The sequence below is a fragment of the Lederbergia citri genome (assembly GCF_018343625.1).
Taxonomy (GTDB): domain Bacteria; phylum Bacillota; class Bacilli; order Bacillales; family Bacillaceae_C; genus Lederbergia; species Lederbergia citri.
Genome location: NZ_JAGYPG010000002.1, coordinates 397,375 through 415,269, shown reverse-complemented (window position 1 = coordinate 415,269; position 17,895 = coordinate 397,375). Strand labels below are relative to the sequence as shown.

Genomic DNA, 17,895 nt, shown 5'->3' with positions numbered 1-17,895 from the left:
TGAGGTGACCCCCAAAAGTTAGAGTTTTATATTAAGCTGCTAATTGGCTGGTATGAATCCGGTATTCAACTGGGCTCATGCCTGCCAGTTTTTTCTTTATACGTTTATAATTATAATAATTTATGTATTCTTCTATTCTCGTTTTCAATTCCTCATATGAGCACAGAGCTTCCCCGTAATACATTTCTTGTTTCATTAATCCGAAAAAGTTCTCCATAGGTGAATTATCTAAACAGTTTCCTTTTCGAGACATACTTTGAAAGACCTTGTGTTCCTTGAGTGTTTTTACCCACATATTATGTTGGTAGTGCCAACCCTGATCAGAATGTACGGTGGTTCTATACTTTGATTCTTTTACTATCTCTAGAGCTTTCTCTAGTGGTTTAAGGGCTATTTCTAAGGTTGGTCGCATACTTACCCCGTAAGATAGGATTTCACCATTGAACATATCCATAATAGGATTTAGATAAAGTTTTACACCGTCTGAACACTTGAATTCTGTAATATCCGTTGTTAACTTTTGACGACAGACATTTGTGTAAAAACGACGTTTAATACGGTTCTTGGCAATATTTCCAACCGTCCCTTTATAAGAACTATACTTGCGTGATTTTCTTGTAAACTTTGTAGCTTTAAGTCTAAGTTTCTTCATGATGCGCTGTACTTTCTTATGATTTACTTGAGTACCACGTTTTTTTAATTCCAAGTAGATTCGACGATAACCGTAATTGCCATCATGTTCATCAAAAATTAATTGAATACATTCTTCAAGCTCTTGATCTGGGTTTTCCCGTTTCATCACTTTTATATGATAATGGTAGGAAGACTCCGGAATACCCACTCTATGTAAAACATCTTTTAATTGGAAGGTTTCTTTGAGTTCGAATGATAACGCTGCTTGTGCTTTTCGAGATAGCCTTCCGGATCCATCTGAAAAGCTCGCAACTTTTTTAAGTATTCTATTTCTAAACGAAGAAGTTCATTTTCTCTCTCCAATTTTTGTTGATATGTCATTTCTTTTTCATCTGTTCTTTTTTGGCTTTTTCTATTCTTAGCTTTATCAGACATGGGCGGCCGTCCTTTCGGTCTCTCCAGGCCTTCAATTCCCCCCTCCAAAAATGACTTTTTCCATGAGGCTATAATAGGAGGATTTGTTAACCCAAAACGAAGGGCAGCCTCTGTCTCTGAAGAACCTGTTCTTTTCATAAAGCTTAATACATCTAGCTTAAATTGAACAGAATAACTTTCAGAATGCTTCTTCCTCTTTAATCCTATTTCTCCAAACTTCTCATAGATTTTTACCCATCGTTCAACTTGTGCTTTACTCTTAACACCATGCTTCTCAGCAAGAGATCTATGTCCAAGTTTTCCTTCCTGATACTCTTTAACCACCATAAGTTTAAATTCTTCACTGTATTTAGCCAAAAACAAACACCCCAAAAGTCAGATTTCACTCTAACTTTTGGGGTGCAGTACAGATCTGCACCTTTTAATTATAGTTCTACCTTAGTATCCTTTTTAGTCACTTTCAAATAGATGAAATATAGAATACCGATTCCTAGCCAGATAAACCCTAGTTTTTTGGCCATTGGATCCAGATTAAACCAAACATAGCCAATTATCAGAAAACCGATTGCAGGCAACACTAGGTGGCTAAAGTAATTTGTACTTTTCTTCTTTCTAATATAGAAGTTAATAACGGAAATATGCAATATCAAGAAAGCAGAAAGTGCACCAAAGTTAACGACTGATGCAAGTTGTCCAATTTGTGCAGAGAAGAACATTGTTACGATAAATGAAATGACAGCAACAACAATCGTTGCGACAAATGGTGTTTTAAATTTAGGATGAACTTTCGATAGCACATGTGGCAACTTACGATCGCGAGCCATACTAAAGAGAATACGGGAAATGGCTGCTTGTGCAACAAGTGCATCCGCAATCCCCCACGCGATAACTGTAGCAATGATCGTGGTCCATTTTAGCCAGGTACCACCGGCAATTTCAGCGATTTGGTAGAATGCTGTATCGACATTTTCAAAAGTAGTAAAATCAGGCCAAATTAATGCTGCAACCCAAGTTTGGATGATGAACATTACACCAACTAAGAGCAATGCACCGATAATGGCATTACCAATTGCTTTGCGTCCGCCTTTAGATTCTTCTGCAAGTGTGGAAACTGCGTCAAATCCAAGGAAGCTTAATACCGCAATTGAAACGGCTCCCATAACTGTTGCCATTGAAAAATTTTCTTTGTCATATAAAGGCTTAAACGTAAATTCAGCACCATTCACATGCTGAGCAACGGCAATGATACCTGCAACAACGAAAACGACTAAAACAATAAGTTCAGCAATCAAAATATATTTATTCGTTTTTGCAGTAAATTCAATTCCTAATACGTTAATAAGGGTATTAATACCAATAAAAATAAGAAGCCAAACGATAATCGGTATTTCCGGAACAATATCTGCAAGCGCCGCGGCACTTACTAAATAAAGGAGAGCAGGAACAAAAATATAGTCTAATAGAATGAGCCAGCCTCCAAAAAATCCAGCTGTGTCATTAATTCCGTGCTGGGCATAAGCATAAACCGATCCGGAATATGGAATTGCTTCAGACATGCGCGCATAGCTGAGCGCTGTAAAAATCATTCCGATCATCCCGATGACGTATGCAAGGGCAACCATTCCTTTTGCTCCAGTTGCAACCTCGCCATAAATTCCGAATGGAGCAATCGGAACCATGAAAATCAAACCATAAATCATTAAATCCCAAAATGTTAATGCACGTTTCAGTTCCTGCTTGTATGCAGGAGCATTCCCGTTTAAATCAGCCTCTTGGCTTAGTTTTTCAATTGCCACTCAAATTTCCCCCTAAACGATTAAAATATGTCTATCTTATAAGCATCTAAAAACGATTGTGGAACAAAGAATCGAGCTGTAAGAAGGGGATCGACGATTTGAGAAATTTGTGATTGCCCAATGGCGCTCATCAACATAGTCATTTCTGCCACATCCATATCTGTGTATGGCAGCAATAAATCGATCATTTCTTCAACAGCAAGTTTTGCTGCTTCATCAAGCGTTTCAGCAGATACTAAAATGCTAAGCCCATCCTTATTTTTCACAAGTGGATGTTTTAAGCTTTTACCTTTTTTCACTTCTAGCGTCAAATCAGCTGTACCTGCTACTTCAATTCCAGATACGCCAATTTCTCCATCTCCCATTGCTGCATGCATATCACCTAGGCCAAACAATGCACCTTCATGAAAAACAGGGAAATAAATTGTTGCGCCTTCGGTAATCAAGACCGTATCCAAGTTTCCACCGTGATTTCCTGGAGTTCCACATGGTACAGCATCGTGTTCTGGAGCGACACCGATGACACCGATCATTTTGTTCAGTGGAATGCGAACTTTTTCATTGAAAACAGCTTCATCGCCTTCAAGCGGAATCATTTTGATCGTGAACTCATCAATCCGATGTCCCATGACACCGAGGTTTTGACCTGTCGCGAGCACCCCAGGACCTTTAATGTCAAGACCGTGAATCGTGACGGCAAGTACATCTCCCGGCTGAGCCGATTCTACAAAGATTGGACCAGTTGCCGGATTAATCCGCTCCCAATCGATAGAATTCATTGTTGTTTCATTAGAAGTAATTTGTCCTTCGAAACAATCATACGAATCCACCGTAATTCTGCTTCCAGAAGCAACGGTCGCAACAGGTTTGTGTTCTTTGCTGAATGAATAAATCGGTGTTCCTAAGCCTACAGTTTGACTCATCTTTCTACCATCCTTTCTGTTTTGTATAAATATTAATGTCGTAATGTTATGACATATTGGAAAGATTATAACATATGAAGATTGAAAAGTGAACGTTTTGTGAATATCTACCTATAAATATTTTAAATTAAATGAAATTTACTAGAAAAATGATGCAGGATAAAATGTCAAAGTCGTTCTTTTGAACTAGTTGATTGAAATGAATCGATATTCATATTTTTGTTGAGTGCATGCAGTTTGTGAATTAGTTATAATAATAGAAGAATATTGTAAAGAGGATTATGTTTATGAATAGAAGATATTATTGGCTGATTGCTGCTTTCGTATGGTGTATAGCTATTTTTATTGCTACAGCTTCCCCTTCATCCACAGGGGGAAATACACAATCTATATTGCAAAAAATATTTCATTTATCTCCAAGCGAAGCGGAAATATGGAATGTAGTGTTCCGCAAAGGTGTTCATTTAAGTGCTTTTGGCTTGCTTGCCATCTTATTTTATAATGGGCTGCAAAGAAAACGTTTTTTGTTCGCGTGGTTATTTACGACCTTTTATGCAGCGACGGATGAATTTCACCAGTTATTTGTCCCGAATCGAACAGGAGCTGTCCTTGATGTTGGATTGGATTCGCTGGGTGCCATCATTGCACTCGTCGGAATGAAGTTATTTTTAATGAAAAAGGAAAAAAGAGGAGAAAGATAAATGGTTAATGTTTTGTTTGTCTGCTTAGGGAATATATGTCGCTCCCCAATGGCAGAGGCAGTATTTAGGGATTTAGTGAAGAAGGCAAATTTAAACGGAAAAATCCATATTGATTCCGCTGGCACTAGTTCATGGCATGTTGGTGCCCGTCCACATAAAGGGACGCTAAAGAAGCTTGAGGAATATAGTATTTCTTCTGAAGGGATGCTTGGGAGGCAGTTTACGAAAGAGGACTTTGAGCAATTTGATTACATCATTGGAATGGATGAAATGAATATTCGCGATATTTACGATATATGCGGTCAGCCTCAACATCCAAAAATTATGAGACTCCTCGATTTGACGAATAAAAAATCCGATGTCCCAGATCCATATTATACGGGTGATTTTCAGGAAACATATGATCTTGTGTTAGAAGGCTGTCAAGCGTTATTGGAGAAAATAAAGGAAGGAATGACATCATGAGGGAACCATTATTTTTACAACCTGTTTTTCAGGAGCGGATTTGGGGTGGCACTGCTTTAAAAGAGAAGTTTGGCTACGATATTCCGAGTGATCATACGGGGGAATGCTGGGCAATTTCTGCGCATCCAAACGGCCCATCTATCGTAAAAAACGGTGAGTTAGCAGGTAAAACATTGATAGATCTTTGGGAAAATCATCCTGAATTATTTGGAAATCAGCAATCGCAAGTGTTTCCCTTATTAACAAAAATTCTAGATGCAAATGCTGACTTATCTGTTCAAGTCCATCCAAATGATGAGTATGCGAATGTGCATGAAAATGGTGAGCTTGGAAAGACGGAATGCTGGTATATAATCGATTGTAAAGAAGGAGCGGAGCTGATTTTCGGACATACCGCTCAGACGAAAGAAGAATTTGTATCGATGATTGAGAATAATCAGTGGGATGAGTTGTTGCAACGGGTAAAAATTAAGCCAGGCGATTTCTTTTATGTCCCAAGTGGAACGATCCATGCGCTAGGAGAAGGGACGCTTGTCCTTGAAACACAGCAAAGCTCCGATACTACATATCGATTATATGATTACGATCGACCTGGACAAGATGGCAAGCCGCGTGAACTTCATATTGAAAAATCAATTGATGTTTCAACTATTCCACATCGTGTTACTGATGTTGCTCCTAAAGTCAGAAACATTTCTGGAGCAGTCATTACTAAGTTTGTAGGTTCAGAATACTTTACGGTGTTCAAATGGGACATAGATGGAGCTGCTCAGTTTAAACAAGATCAACCGTTTATGCTTTTCAGCGTTCTTGAAGGAGAAGTAGCATTGTTGCTTGGTGAACAGGAGTATCCAGTGAAAAAAGGCGATCACTTTATCCTGCCGGCTGGAGTAGGAGATTTTGAACTTAGTGGGAATGCAAAGTTGATCGTGTCCCATGTTTAATGCAGATTGTGCTATTTTATCATTATTCAAAGCCCATTCTTATGTTCTTTAAGGAATGGGCTTTTCTAATGCATTTTTTTCTTTAAGACATACTTCAAGCCTTATCCAAAATACTTGATTCCCTTTTCGATTAAGTGGCCAGTCCATTTAATTGAAAATAATAAATTAGCTTAGAATGATTCAAAAGTCTAAGTGAATGTCCACTCCGATATTAGTTATCTCTCATAAGATAAATCATCCCGATTAAAAGGGGGTGTAACCTTATGAGTGGAGGCGGACATGGAGCTGGCTTCGCACTAATTGTTGTCCTATTTATCTTGTTGATTATTGTTGGGACAGCATTCGTTGGCGGAGGTTACTATTAGGAAATGTTAAAGGGGGAGGGCGGACTTTTACAAGTCTGTCCTTTTCCTTTTTACAGATAAAGTCCCCAGCATTTGAGGACTCTTAGATTAGTGCTCGAACCAATAATGGTTTTACGTGAGCATATATTTCATCATATTGTGAAATGGGGAGAGGGTTTTGGCCAAGTCCAAGTTCAACAGTAAATCCTGGCCTGCGAAAATCTTGGATAAACCAATCTTTATAGCCAGCATAACTATCGACATAGCGGATTGCTGTATACCCACTTAGTCTAGCGAAATCATTGGCGAGTACTTCTGATTCAGGGGGTTCGAGTCCCTCGTAGCCCCAAAAAATTTCTTTTCCCTGTGTATGCAATGCTAAAAGTCTGGCGAAACTTTCATTTCTCACAAGATCGGCCATCGCCTTTGTTTCCGGCTCAGTCAATGTAGAAGGTCCGGGATAATCTCTTGGACCAGGTACTTTAGGTTTTCGCTCTTTCTCAAATTCCCAATTTGCCGGAAACTGCTTATTCAAATCGACACCACGAATATTTGCCTTCCATCCTGAAAAGTCAGTGCTTCCCCGATTCAACCGAATTACTTCCTCGTGTCTTGCCGCAGGTGGACCGTTTAACACAAGACTTACTCCATCAGGATTTACCATCGGAACAGCTGAAAGTTGAGCTCTTTCGTAAATTGATAAAGCAGAAACACCACTAATATTCTGTCCATTCGTTAAAGCAAGCAAATATTCATTTAAAAATTTCATTAAAATCGGTGACGTAATCCATTCATTTGCATGGAAAGAAGCGTTCATTTGAATTTTTCGATTCGTTTTTCCTACCCGTAAATCGTATAACGATAAATTGTCCACACTTTTTCCTGCTTCTCTTCTTTTTACGAAAGGATAAATAACCAATAATTTTTCAATATCATTTCTCATTCTTTGAAAATCGTAGTGATCCACGCCATCCATCGTTAATGTCGTGACTCTTAAAGGAATGCGAATCGTTTGCCCGACTTGAAGTTGACTTGGATTCATATTTTGATTCAAAAGAAGTAAAGCATCAATATTTAAATGATGAGATTGAGCTATTTTCCAAAATGTATCTCCCGAGCGGATCGTGTGCGTTTGTTCCGTAAATCCAGGGATTTTAATTGTTTGCCCTACTTGGAGAGCATTCGGATTAATACCCGGATTGGAATCAATGATCAGAACCGTCGGAATAAAAAATAACTGGCTATAATGCCAAAGAGTATCCCCAGATCGGACTCGTATCTCCATTTGCGTCCCTCCAAAAACCTTTATCAATTTAGTAGTATGTGAAAAGATAAGAAAGATGACAAAAAACCTATACATTGTATTTACGTAGTAACGGGGGAATGAAGCTAGGGAGGTTTTGTTTCATCTTATTAGGAACATAATTGAAGTCTGGTGTGTTTAATTGTGAATTAAGTTAGGATTCGTAATCAAAATGAAATTTAAACGCTACCTGTCCAATTTGATATTCAACTGCTTCTTTAGCTGGCTCTTTGAAATATATTAAAGGCCATATTCTTAAATAACTATTTGTGGAAATAATGGCATTTTGAGATAATTGTTATTAAGTTAAGAAAATTTAGTTTATAACTTCAATTAAACAACTTGGTGAAAGAAACAATATCTAAATTATTTTTAAAGGGAGGCAGAAATATGTCCAATAACGAGATATCCAGAAGAATAATTTTAGATTTAGCAGTTACTTTAGATGGTTTTATTGAAGGGAAAAATGGGGAAGTTGATTGGTGCATCATGGATGATGAGATGGGGTTTATTAATTTCTTACATCAAATTGATACTATTTTGTATGGAAGAAAAAGCTATGATTTATGGGGACAATTTACTCCAGAAAGTGAAATGAGTAATACTGAAAAAGAATTATGGAAATTAGTTCATAGCAAAGAAAAATATGTGTTTTCCAGAACACAAAAAGGGACCGATCATAAAGCAATATTCATAAATGATAATATTCTTGAAGAAGTAAATAAATTAAAGAATAAGCCTGGTAAAGACATCTGGTTATACGGTGGAGCAAGTCTTATTACAACTTTTATCAATCTGGGGCTTGTTGATGAATTTAGACTATCTGTTCACCCTGTAGTTTTGGGAGAAGGAAAACCGTTGTTTATTGATATAAAACAGAGGTTGAATTTAAAAATGGTTGATACAAGAACGTTCTCCTCTGGCGTTGTGCAACTAATCTATCATTTGATTAGGAATTAATATTATTACACATTAGAAGGAAATACTTGATAGTAATTTTGGATCTTCAACAAGAGGTGCATATATTTTTCCAAAAAAAACATTGAAATAGGAAACGATTTTTCCAAATAAAGTAAACGATAGAGGGAAATTTGATGAGTAGCATTATACTTCGGAATGTGAATGAGGATGATCTTCCTATTTTTTTCAAGTACCAACAGAACCGTGAAGCAAACTATATGGCCGCCTTTACGAGTAAGGATCATAATGATTGGGACAGCTTCTTAACACATTGGACTAAAATCCTCATGAATGAGGATTTTATTAAGCAGACGATCATAGTCGATAGTAATGTGGTTGGGCATATTCTTAAATTTGAGCAGTTCGGAGAACCGGAAGTTAGCTATTGGATTGGAAAGGAATATTGGGGAAAAGGAATCGCAACCAAAGCATTGCGGGAATTTTTAAAACACATTTCAATACGTCCCCGTTATGCTCGTGCTGCAAAGGACAATGCCGGCTCTCTGAAGGTGCTAGAAAAATGCGGATTCGTAATTACTGGTGAGGATAGTGGGTTTTCTAATGCGCGTGGCGAAGATGTAGAGGAGTTTATTCTTACTCTTGATAAAAATGAATAGTGTTTATTACGTTATTGTGCACGAAATTTTGAACAATGATGTCTGCTCTGATCTTTAATGAGTTAAAGACAGTTGAAGAAAGTATTGAAGGGTGGGGGAGTATGGGATCTAGAATAATGCACTCGATTATTGGTCATAAGATTGCAGAGGCTTTATCAATTGAAGATAAAACATCATTTTTGCTTGGAATCGTTGCTCCAGACGCTGTTTTTTCATACGAAGAAAAAAATTTATCGCATTTCTTTGTAGGTGAAGTGCGAGATTATTCAAGAAGAGTTGATTATAAAGGATTTTTGCATAAATATCGTTCCCGAGTAGAAAGTAAAAATAATTATATTTTGGGGTATTATGCACATTTAATTGCTGATGATATATGGTTAAGAGGATTTAATCTTTCTTGGCTAAAGAACAGAATGGATGCTGATGAAGGTTTATATAAGTTATCCCATAATGATTTTCGATTACTAAATGGAAAATTATTAGAACACTATCGTTTTACAAATGAATTGAGAAAAACGTTTAGTCGTTTTCCTTCAATTTTAGACTTGGATGAGGTTAAGTCCAAAGACGTTGAAAAATTAGTTCCTTATGTATTAGGCGATATGGAATACGATAAGGAAGTTTTAAATGAAATACTTAATGTTTTTACGTTTAATCAGATAGTTGGTTATATAGAGACATCAGTTGATTTGGGGATATTAAAAATAAAGCCCATGCTTACATAATAGATTTTTAAAAATATGATCTCACAGAACTCTGCTTTCTTTAGCAAGGAAAAAAGTCTAATTTCTCAATTTTAATACTTTAAGAAATTAGACTCTTTTTTATGTTGAAATTTTCTTAATGATGTAAATTTCCGTTTCCTGAAGTTGTTCCAAATAGAGAAGGGATGAAGCTATCAAAGGCTTAATCGACAACTGAAATATCTCCTTCAAATATTTCACCAAGAACTAGAGCAGATGCCCCTAGAGAGGTTCCGTATGATCCCAAATTAGAACAAAAAATAGGAGTTGATTTTGCTTGTTGAGTTAGACCTCTTTGTGCGATCGTTTCTTTTATTCTAGGCAAAATAATCGGACTTGCACTTGCTACTCCGCCGCCGATAATGATTTTTGCCGGGTTGATTATATGGATTAAGTTCGTTAATCCGATCCCTATGCATTCTCCCGTTTTTTCTAAAATCTCTTTAGAGAGTGCATCACCAGCAATAGCAGCCTCATACACAGTTTTTCCTTCTATTTTTTGTAAATCGCCGTCGACCATATCAATAAGCATACTCTTTGATTTCAACTCTATCCTTCTTTTTGCCGCATCCGCTATAGCCGGACCAGAAATAAGCGTCTGCCAGCACCCAACGTTTCCGCACGAACAAGTTCTTCCATTTAAATCAATCGTCATATGTCCAATTTCACCTGCTAGATCGGACTTTCCGTGAAAGATTTTTCCATTCAAAACAATGCCTGCACCGACCCCATTTCCGATATTTACCGTCACGATGTTCTCGTCTTTTTTTTCATCTGTAAACCAATATTCGCCGAAGGCCATAGCCCTGACGTCATTGTCAACTATGACGGGAACATCATATTCCATTTCCAGTACTTTTTTTATAGGAATATCCCTCAAATTTAAACCAGGTGCAAATAAACTTGTTCCCGTTTCCACATCAATGGCTCCGTGCATTCCAACTCCAATGCCGATTACTTCTTTTGTGTCATGTGCATTTGTCAAATCGGAGATGGTTCGTTTAATTAATATGAGTAAATCTTCTTTGGAAATACGTGTGGAAATAAGGGTTTGCGTTTTATCTATCTTATTTCCGGATAAATCAATAAGAATAGCACGAATCTTTTTTGCCCCAACATCCAATCCTATTAGATAGAAACGATCACTGTTAATAATTAATAATGTAGGTTTTCTTCCACCAATGGATTCGCCTTGCTCACTTTCAACCACAAGTTCTTTTTCAATCAATTCGCTGACAAGACTGCTTACAGTCGGAGGAGTCAATTTTGTTTCCTTCGCGATTTGTGCGCGGGAAATGGGTCCATCTCTACGTATTTTATTTAAAATAATTGTTCGATTTAATGATTTCATCCATTGAAAGCTACCTTTTTTCATTGAAAAAGCAACTCCTTAATGTAGGAATTATTGTTGCAATACGTTTATTCTTATAATAACATAATAGTAAGTTAAATTAATTAACAAAGTCTATTTTTTAAAAAAATTCATTAAAAATAAGAGGTGACATGTCTTGAAAAAAAATGAATTACGTGAAAAGTTTGCCCAAATCTTTGGAGACGATGGAAGTGTTCGTACGTTTTTTGCCCCAGGAAGGGTGAACTTAATTGGCGAGCATACTGATTATAATGGAGGGCATGTTTTTCCATGTGCATTAGATATCGGAACAACTGTATTAGCAAGGAAAAGAGACGATAAGCTTCTACGTTTTTATTCAATGAATTTTCCTCATGCTGGTGTGATTGAAACTCAGTTAGATGATCTTATATATAAGGAAGAAGATGATTGGGCTAATTATCCGAAAGGGGTCGTAGATGTTTTCCAAAAAGAAGGGAAATCCATTCCAGCAGGACTAGATTTGCTTTTTTACGGGAATATCCCTAACGGAGCGGGTCTTTCCTCATCAGCGTCGATTGAACTTGCAACCGGTGTTATGCTTAATGAACTTTTTAATTTAAATATTGATCGTGTACAAATTGTAAAATATGCTCAAAAGGCTGAAAATGAATTTGTCGGTGTAAATTGTGGAATCATGGATCAATTTGCCTGTGGAATGGGAAAAGAAGGTCATGCGATTTTACTTGATTGCCAATCGTTGGACTATAAATACACCCCGTTGCAATTATCAGATCATGTTCTCGTCATTGCCAACACGAATAAGCGCAGAGGATTAGCCGATTCGAAATACAATGAGCGCCGAGCTGAGTGTGAAAGAGCACTTGCCGAGTTGCAAAAAGAGCTTGATATTCAAACACTTAGCGATTTAACAGTCGATGAATTTGAAGCTCATAAATATTTGATAGAAAATGAAACGGATCGTAAACGTGCTAAACATGCAGTGTCAGAAAATGCACGTACATTAGTTGCTGTTGATAAATTAAACGATGGGGACCTTGAAGCATTTGGTAAATTAATGAATGCCTCGCACTTATCACTGATGAAAGATTATGAAGTAACAGGAAAAGAGCTAGATGCTCTTGTCGAAGCAGCGTGGAATGAAGATGTTCTTGGAGCTAGGATGACAGGAGCAGGATTTGGCGGCTGTACGATTAATCTTGTCAATAAAGAAAAGCTAGATGATTTTATTAAAAATGTCGGTGATGCGTATGAAGAAGCAACTGGTCTCAAAGCTGATTTCTATGTAGTCGGAATTGGCGATGGAGCAAAAGAAATCGTAGAGTGACAGACATTCAATTCGAGGAGGAATCAGGATGGCAATTTTAGTTTGCGGTGGAGCTGGATATATAGGAAGTCACGCGGTGGCTGAATTACTAGCACGTGGGGAAGATGTCGTCGTAATCGACAACTTACAAAAGGGACATTCTGCAGCACTTTTAGATGGAGCTGTATTTTATGATGGTGATTTACGGGATGAACCTTTTCTAGATCTCATTTTTACTGAAAATAATATAGATTCGATCATGCACTTTGCAGCCGATTCATTAGTGGGAGAGAGTGTCCTAAAACCGCTTCAATATTACGATAATAACGTAGGCGGCGCTATTTCCCTCGTTAAAGCGATGAACAAATACAATGTGAAAAATATTGTATTTTCATCGACCGCTGCTGTTTACGGAGAACCTAAGGAAATACCAATTCAAGAATCTGCTGTTACTAATCCAACCAATCCATATGGCGAAACGAAACTTGCTATTGAAAAAATGTTGAAATGGTGCGAACAGGCATACGGTATACACTATGTCGTCCTACGCTACTTCAATGTAGCTGGCGCCCATACGAATGGAATTATCGGTGAAGACCATACCCCTGAAACACATTTAATACCGATTATATTGGAAGCAGCGCTTGGAAAACGTGATGAAATTGCTATCTTTGGCGATGATTACGACACTCCGGACGGCACGTGCATCCGTGACTATATACATGTAATGGATCTAGTCGACGCTCATATTTTAGCGATTGAAAAATTACGGAAAACGGGTGAAAGTGGAACGTACAATTTGGGGAACGGAAATGGATTTAGTGTAAAAGAAGTTATTGAGACAGCCCGAAAAGTAACCGGAAAAGAAATCCCGGAAAAGGTAGCCCCTAGACGCGCTGGAGATCCGGCCAAACTCGTAGCCTCATCAGAAAAAGCGAAAAAAGAATTAGGCTGGAATCTAAAGCACGATTCACTCGAGTCCATGATTGAAAGTGCGTGGGCATGGTTCCAAAAACATCCGAATGGGTATGTGGAGTGATGGATAATTCTGTTCTATTGTAGGATAGACACATTCTATAATCGAATAATAGCAGGCAATTGGCGGATAAGAGATTCCAATTATCGAATGCGGTAGAATCCATCACCATACGGACCCCCAAAAAAGTTCTGAGAAAAAATAAAATGAAAGGAGCGATAGCATGTATATATATGAAGCTTTGGAAGAGCTGATTCAATATGGATTGAAAAAAAAGCTGATTGAAACGTGGGACGTTGATTTTGTACGGAATGAGTTACTTTCCACGTTAGGTCTTGAAGATTGGCAATCCGTTGATGTGAAGGCTTCGGACGACCATTCCCCCGCGAGAATTCTTGCCAATATTTTAGATTGGGCGGCGGAAAATGGTAGGCTTCCTCATAACACAGTCACGTTTCGAGATTTACTGGATACGGAATTAATGGGTGCTTTTATCGCTCGTCCATCAACGATTATTCATACGTTTTATGACATCTATAAAAATGAAGGTGCCGAGGCGGCTACTAGTTTTTTTTATCGTCTATCTCAAGATTCTCATTATATTCGTACCGACAGGGTGGCGAAAAATGAACATTGGTTTTCTCCGACTCCTTATGGCGATTTGGAGATTACGATCAATTTATCGAAGCCGGAAAAAGATCCCGTTGCCATTGCAGCCAATAAAAATAAAAAAGAAGCCGCTACTTATCCAGAATGTTTGCTTTGCAAGGAGAATGTCGGATATGCAGGACGAGTCGATCACCCGGCAAGACAAAATCATCGCATAATTCCGGTGAATTTAAATGGTGAAGAATGGTTTCTGCAATTTTCTCCATATGTTTACTACAATGAGCACGCGATTGTTTTTTCAGGAGAGCATCGACCAATGAAAATATCGAAGGCTGGCTTTGAAAGACTGCTAGCTTTCGCTGAACAGTTTCCTCATTATTTTATTGGTTCTAATGCAGATATTCCGATCGTCGGTGGGTCGATCTTAAGCCACGACCATTTCCAAGGCGGGAATCATGTATTCCCTATGGCGAAAGCGGAAATGGAAGATACTTTCACCATTCCAGGTTATGAAGAAATCGAAGCCGGAATCGTACGCTGGCCGATGTCAGTCATTCGTCTACGCGGTAAGGATCGCAGTCAAATGGCTGAACTTGCTTCTTATATTTTGAACTCGTGGAAATATTATAGCGACCCCGAAGTAGAAATCCATGCTTCAAGTGGATCAGAACCACATAATACGGTCACACCTATCGTCCGGATGGTGAACGGAATGTTTGAATTCGACATTGTCCTACGAAATAATCGTACGAATGACGAACATCCACTCGGTATTTTCCATCCTCACGATGAAGTCCATCATATTAAAAAAGAAAATATCGGTTTGATCGAAGTGATGGGACTCGCCGTTTTACCTGGAAGGTTAAAAGAAGAACTCCACGTCGTTGGGGAATATTTACTTGAGTCAAACTTTAAAACAAGACTGGAAGAAGACGATCTTACAAACAAACATGCCGATTGGGCTTGTAAAGTAATCGAAAAACATCCAGAACTTAACGAAAATAGTGTTCATGAAATTTTACGAGAAGAAGTTGGCCATGTTTTTTCTACAGTTCTTGAACATGCAGGTGTTTTTAAAAGAACGGCAGAAGGTAAAGCAGCATTTAAAAAGTTTATTGATCATATGATTAAAAATTCTTAAGCCAGCTTACTTGCTGGTTTTTTTTTTAGATAATTTTGCCTGCCGATATGGTAGACTAAGAGGAAAAGTACATAAATAGGATGGAGTGTTAAAAATATGCTTGGAGCCATTGAAGCAGGCGGTACGAAGTTCGTTTGTGCAGTCGGGAATGAGGACGGAACAATCATTGAACGAATTAAAATAGATACGTTAACGCCAGAACAAACGATGCCGGAAGTGATCCATTTTTTCAAAAAATATGATGTAAAGTCGCTTGGTATTGGATCTTTTGGTCCGGTTGATATAGATAAAAATAGTCCTACTTACGGAAATATTACATCTACTCCAAAACCGGGCTGGACGAACTATCCTTTCTTGAAAACGATGCAAGAAGCTTTACAAATTCCGATTGAGTTCAATACTGACGTAAATGTGGCTGCACTTGGCGAAATGTTGAAAGGAGCAGCTCAAGGACTTGATAGTTGCTTATACATAACAGTAGGAACTGGAGTTGGGGCTGGCGCTGTCGTCCAAGGGAATTTATTACAAGGACTATCTCATCCTGAAATGGGACATGTTTTAGTAAAACGACATCCAGACGATACATTCGAAGGATCTTGCCCATATCATAAGGATTGCTTAGAAGGAATGGCAGCTGGTCCAGCAATCGAAAAGCGTTGGGGACAAAAAGGACATGAGCTTCAGGATAAGCAGGAAGTGTGGGAAATCGAAGCATATTATCTTGCTCAGGCGCTCATGCAATACATTTTAACGATTTCACCAAAAAAAATCATCATGGGCGGCGGAGTCATGAAGCAAGCTCAAATTTTTCCGCTCGTTCGCAAACAAGTTCAAGAACTATTAAATGGGTATGTTCCCCTTCCACAAATCACCGAACATATTGAAGTCTACATTGTTCCGCCTTCACTAGGAGATGACGCAGGGATTACGGGAGCATTGATGCTTGCAAAGCGGGCTTTGGAAACGAGAAAAGCAACTAATTAGTAACAGCATAATCCTAATATTTTTTAGGATTATGCTGTTATTTTTTTAAGGCTCTTTTTGCTATTTTTTTTTAAATGGAGTGCTGATTTTGTATAAGAATAATGGAGGAATGAGACAAATTGACTATTTTGCTTTGTGTTACAGCACCAACACTATAGCAAAATTAGTTGAATTCTGGCGATATTCGTGAATATTTGTTTTTGAATGAATAATAGGAACTATCTGATATTTCAATTGACAAATCAACCAAACTTTTCTATGATTTTTTAAAAGCGATAAATGGTTTTCCATGGATCTATTTATCTTCAGCTAGAATCTTTATACTGCTATTGTGCAAACGCTTTCCAGATTTAGGGGTAGACTTAAAAAAAGAAAACGGGGTGCAGAGTATGGCAAAAAGAAAAGTATTTAGTTTTTTAGCAATCATTATGTTAGTACTTTCTATGGTTGGTTGCAGCAAGTCTTCCTCAGGTGGGAAAGACGGAAAAGTCACGCTTACTTTGTGGTATTGGAATCGATCAATTGATGACGAGTTGATCAAAAAGGTAAGCGATCAGTTCCCTGATATTAAGATCAATGCTCAAAAAATTGACGGCGGCGAGTATAAAACAAAGCTGCAAACAGCCTTGACAACTGGCACTGGCGCTCCGGATATTGTCGGATTAAACGACTGGGTAACAGAATTCCTTCCAAACCATGATAAGTTTGTAAATCTATTAGACTATGGTGCAGATAAAATTAAAAGTGATTATCTAGAGTGGAAATGGAATTTTGGTTTAACGCCTGACCAAAAGAACCTAATCGCTTTACCTATGGATACTGGTCCCACAGCACTATTTTACCGTGAAGATCTTTTTGCAGAGGCAGGCTTGCCAACTGATCCGGATGAAGTATCCAAGGAACTGGCATCTTGGGACGATTATATCGCGGCAGGTGAAAAATTACAGGCAGCTACTGGTGTAAAAATGTTTGATACGCTGAACAGGGTCTTCACTCAATCTTTGAGCCAGGGAGACAAAGCATATTTTGATGAGAATGATAATTTTATAGGTGATTCTGGAAATATTAAAGAATCTTGGGATAGAGCGATTACGGTTCATAAAAAAGGCCTATCCGCTAATCTTGACGATAGTACAGAATGGAATGCAGGTATGAATAATGGTCAAGTAGCATCATTTATTGGTGCTGTTTGGATGAAAAACATTTTGAAGGATGCGGCGCCAGATACTGATGGTAAATGGAGAATTGCTCGAGCTCCAGGTGGAGATGGAAACAACGGTGGATCTTTTATTGGGATATTGAAAAGCTCAAAGCATCCAGAAGAGGCTTATAAAGTCATTGAGTGGATGATGAATCCAGAAAATCAACTTCAATCCTATGTAAAGATGGATTTATTCCCATCGACTCCAAGTATTTTTGAAGATGAAAAAATGAGTAATCCAGAAGAGTTTTTCGGTAATCAAGAAACGACTAAAGTATTTTCAGAATCAGCTAAAAATGTAAAACCTAGATACTTTGGTGTTGATTATTCAAGGGTAAACTCTATTTATACTGAGACATTGTCAGATATTGCGAAATCAAATAAAGATCCTGACAAAGCTTGGGAAGAAGTATTAGATAAGGTAAAGAAAGAGCTTAATAGATAATAAACTTAGGAATCAGAT

18 protein-coding genes are annotated in these 17,895 nt (G+C 37.9%); 12 read left to right on the top strand and 6 right to left on the bottom strand.

Going from position 1 to position 17,895, the window contains the following annotated elements; translation table 11 throughout:
- Window positions 1-31 precede the first annotated feature (31 nt).
- The 4 genes from KHA97_RS10780 to KHA97_RS10765 all read right to left on the bottom strand — a co-directional run bounded on the left by KHA97_RS10780 (window position 32) and on the right by KHA97_RS10765 (window position 3,787).
- Window positions 32-958 (bottom strand): IS3 family transposase, encoded by a 927-nt coding sequence (locus KHA97_RS10780; protein ID WP_213124256.1) that lies wholly within the window; start codon window positions 956-958, stop codon window positions 32-34.
- Complete coding sequence (locus tag KHA97_RS10775; RefSeq protein WP_213122867.1) at window positions 859-1,425, bottom strand: helix-turn-helix domain-containing protein; 567 nt, start codon at window positions 1,423-1,425, stop codon at window positions 859-861. Before KHA97_RS10775 ends, KHA97_RS10780 begins: the two co-directional genes overlap by 100 nt.
- Window positions 1,426-1,493: 68 nt before the next feature.
- Window positions 1,494-2,864: an APC family permease gene (locus KHA97_RS10770; RefSeq protein ID WP_325167440.1), complete on the bottom strand. Its 1,371-nt coding sequence runs from the start codon at window positions 2,862-2,864 to the stop codon at window positions 1,494-1,496.
- A 20-nt stretch (window positions 2,865-2,884) separates the two neighbouring features.
- A complete protein-coding gene (locus tag KHA97_RS10765) occupies window positions 2,885-3,787 on the bottom strand; it encodes an acetamidase/formamidase family protein (protein ID WP_213124754.1) in 903 nt (300 codons plus the stop codon).
- A gap of 287 nt (window positions 3,788-4,074) precedes the next feature.
- Between KHA97_RS10765 and KHA97_RS10760 the strand changes: the two genes are divergently transcribed.
- From KHA97_RS10760 to KHA97_RS10745, 4 genes are all read left to right on the top strand, one after another.
- A complete protein-coding gene (locus KHA97_RS10760) occupies window positions 4,075-4,488 on the top strand; it encodes a VanZ family protein (RefSeq protein WP_213124753.1) in 414 nt (137 codons plus the stop codon).
- Window positions 4,489-4,953: a low molecular weight protein-tyrosine-phosphatase gene (locus KHA97_RS10755; RefSeq protein WP_213124752.1), complete on the top strand. Its 465-nt coding sequence runs from the start codon at window positions 4,489-4,491 to the stop codon at window positions 4,951-4,953.
- Window positions 4,950-5,897, top strand: coding sequence for a mannose-6-phosphate isomerase, class I (gene manA, locus KHA97_RS10750; RefSeq protein WP_213124751.1), 948 nt, complete (start codon window positions 4,950-4,952; stop codon window positions 5,895-5,897). Before KHA97_RS10755 ends, manA begins: the two co-directional genes overlap by 4 nt.
- A gap of 263 nt (window positions 5,898-6,160) precedes the next feature.
- Window positions 6,161-6,262 carry a YjcZ family sporulation protein gene (locus KHA97_RS10745; protein ID WP_213124750.1) on the top strand — a complete coding sequence of 34 codons (102 nt, stop codon included), beginning with the start codon at window positions 6,161-6,163 and terminating at the stop codon, window positions 6,260-6,262.
- Between the two features lie 82 nt (window positions 6,263-6,344).
- Here the strand turns inward: KHA97_RS10745 and KHA97_RS10740 are convergent, their stop codons facing one another.
- On the bottom strand, window positions 6,345-7,526 hold the full coding sequence (locus KHA97_RS10740) for a M14 family metallopeptidase (protein WP_213124749.1): 1,182 nt from the start codon (window positions 7,524-7,526) through the stop codon (window positions 6,345-6,347).
- Between the two features lie 408 nt (window positions 7,527-7,934).
- Between KHA97_RS10740 and KHA97_RS10735 the strand changes: the two genes are divergently transcribed.
- From KHA97_RS10735 to KHA97_RS10725, 3 genes are all read left to right on the top strand, one after another.
- On the top strand, window positions 7,935-8,504 hold the full coding sequence (locus KHA97_RS10735) for a dihydrofolate reductase family protein (protein WP_213124748.1): 570 nt from the start codon (window positions 7,935-7,937) through the stop codon (window positions 8,502-8,504).
- A gap of 119 nt (window positions 8,505-8,623) precedes the next feature.
- A complete protein-coding gene (locus KHA97_RS10730) occupies window positions 8,624-9,121 on the top strand; it encodes a GNAT family N-acetyltransferase (RefSeq protein ID WP_407658032.1) in 498 nt (165 codons plus the stop codon).
- Between the two features lie 101 nt (window positions 9,122-9,222).
- Window positions 9,223-9,846 carry a zinc dependent phospholipase C family protein gene (locus tag KHA97_RS10725; RefSeq protein WP_213124746.1) on the top strand — a complete coding sequence of 208 codons (624 nt, stop codon included), beginning with the start codon at window positions 9,223-9,225 and terminating at the stop codon, window positions 9,844-9,846.
- A 181-nt stretch (window positions 9,847-10,027) separates the two neighbouring features.
- On the opposite strand, the gene KHA97_RS10720 is transcribed toward KHA97_RS10725, so the two are convergent.
- Window positions 10,028-11,239: an ROK family transcriptional regulator gene (locus KHA97_RS10720; protein WP_213124745.1), complete on the bottom strand. Its 1,212-nt coding sequence runs from the start codon at window positions 11,237-11,239 to the stop codon at window positions 10,028-10,030.
- Window positions 11,240-11,372: 133 nt separating this feature from the next.
- On the opposite strand from KHA97_RS10720, the gene KHA97_RS10715 reads away from it, so the two are divergent.
- The 5 genes from KHA97_RS10715 to KHA97_RS10695 all read left to right on the top strand — a co-directional run bounded on the left by KHA97_RS10715 (window position 11,373) and on the right by KHA97_RS10695 (window position 17,877).
- Window positions 11,373-12,542, top strand: coding sequence for a galactokinase (locus KHA97_RS10715; protein WP_213124744.1), 1,170 nt, complete (start codon window positions 11,373-11,375; stop codon window positions 12,540-12,542).
- A 28-nt stretch (window positions 12,543-12,570) separates the two neighbouring features.
- A complete protein-coding gene (gene galE, locus KHA97_RS10710) occupies window positions 12,571-13,560 on the top strand; it encodes a UDP-glucose 4-epimerase GalE (RefSeq protein WP_213124743.1) in 990 nt (329 codons plus the stop codon).
- Window positions 13,561-13,720: 160 nt separating this feature from the next.
- Window positions 13,721-15,247 (top strand): UDP-glucose--hexose-1-phosphate uridylyltransferase, encoded by a 1,527-nt coding sequence (galT, locus tag KHA97_RS10705; protein WP_213124742.1) that lies wholly within the window; start codon window positions 13,721-13,723, stop codon window positions 15,245-15,247.
- A gap of 96 nt (window positions 15,248-15,343) precedes the next feature.
- Window positions 15,344-16,231 carry an ROK family protein gene (locus KHA97_RS10700; RefSeq protein ID WP_213124741.1) on the top strand — a complete coding sequence of 296 codons (888 nt, stop codon included), beginning with the start codon at window positions 15,344-15,346 and terminating at the stop codon, window positions 16,229-16,231.
- Between the two features lie 389 nt (window positions 16,232-16,620).
- Window positions 16,621-17,877, top strand: coding sequence for an ABC transporter substrate-binding protein (locus KHA97_RS10695; RefSeq protein ID WP_213124740.1), 1,257 nt, complete (start codon window positions 16,621-16,623; stop codon window positions 17,875-17,877).
- Window positions 17,878-17,895: the final 18 nt, after the last annotated feature.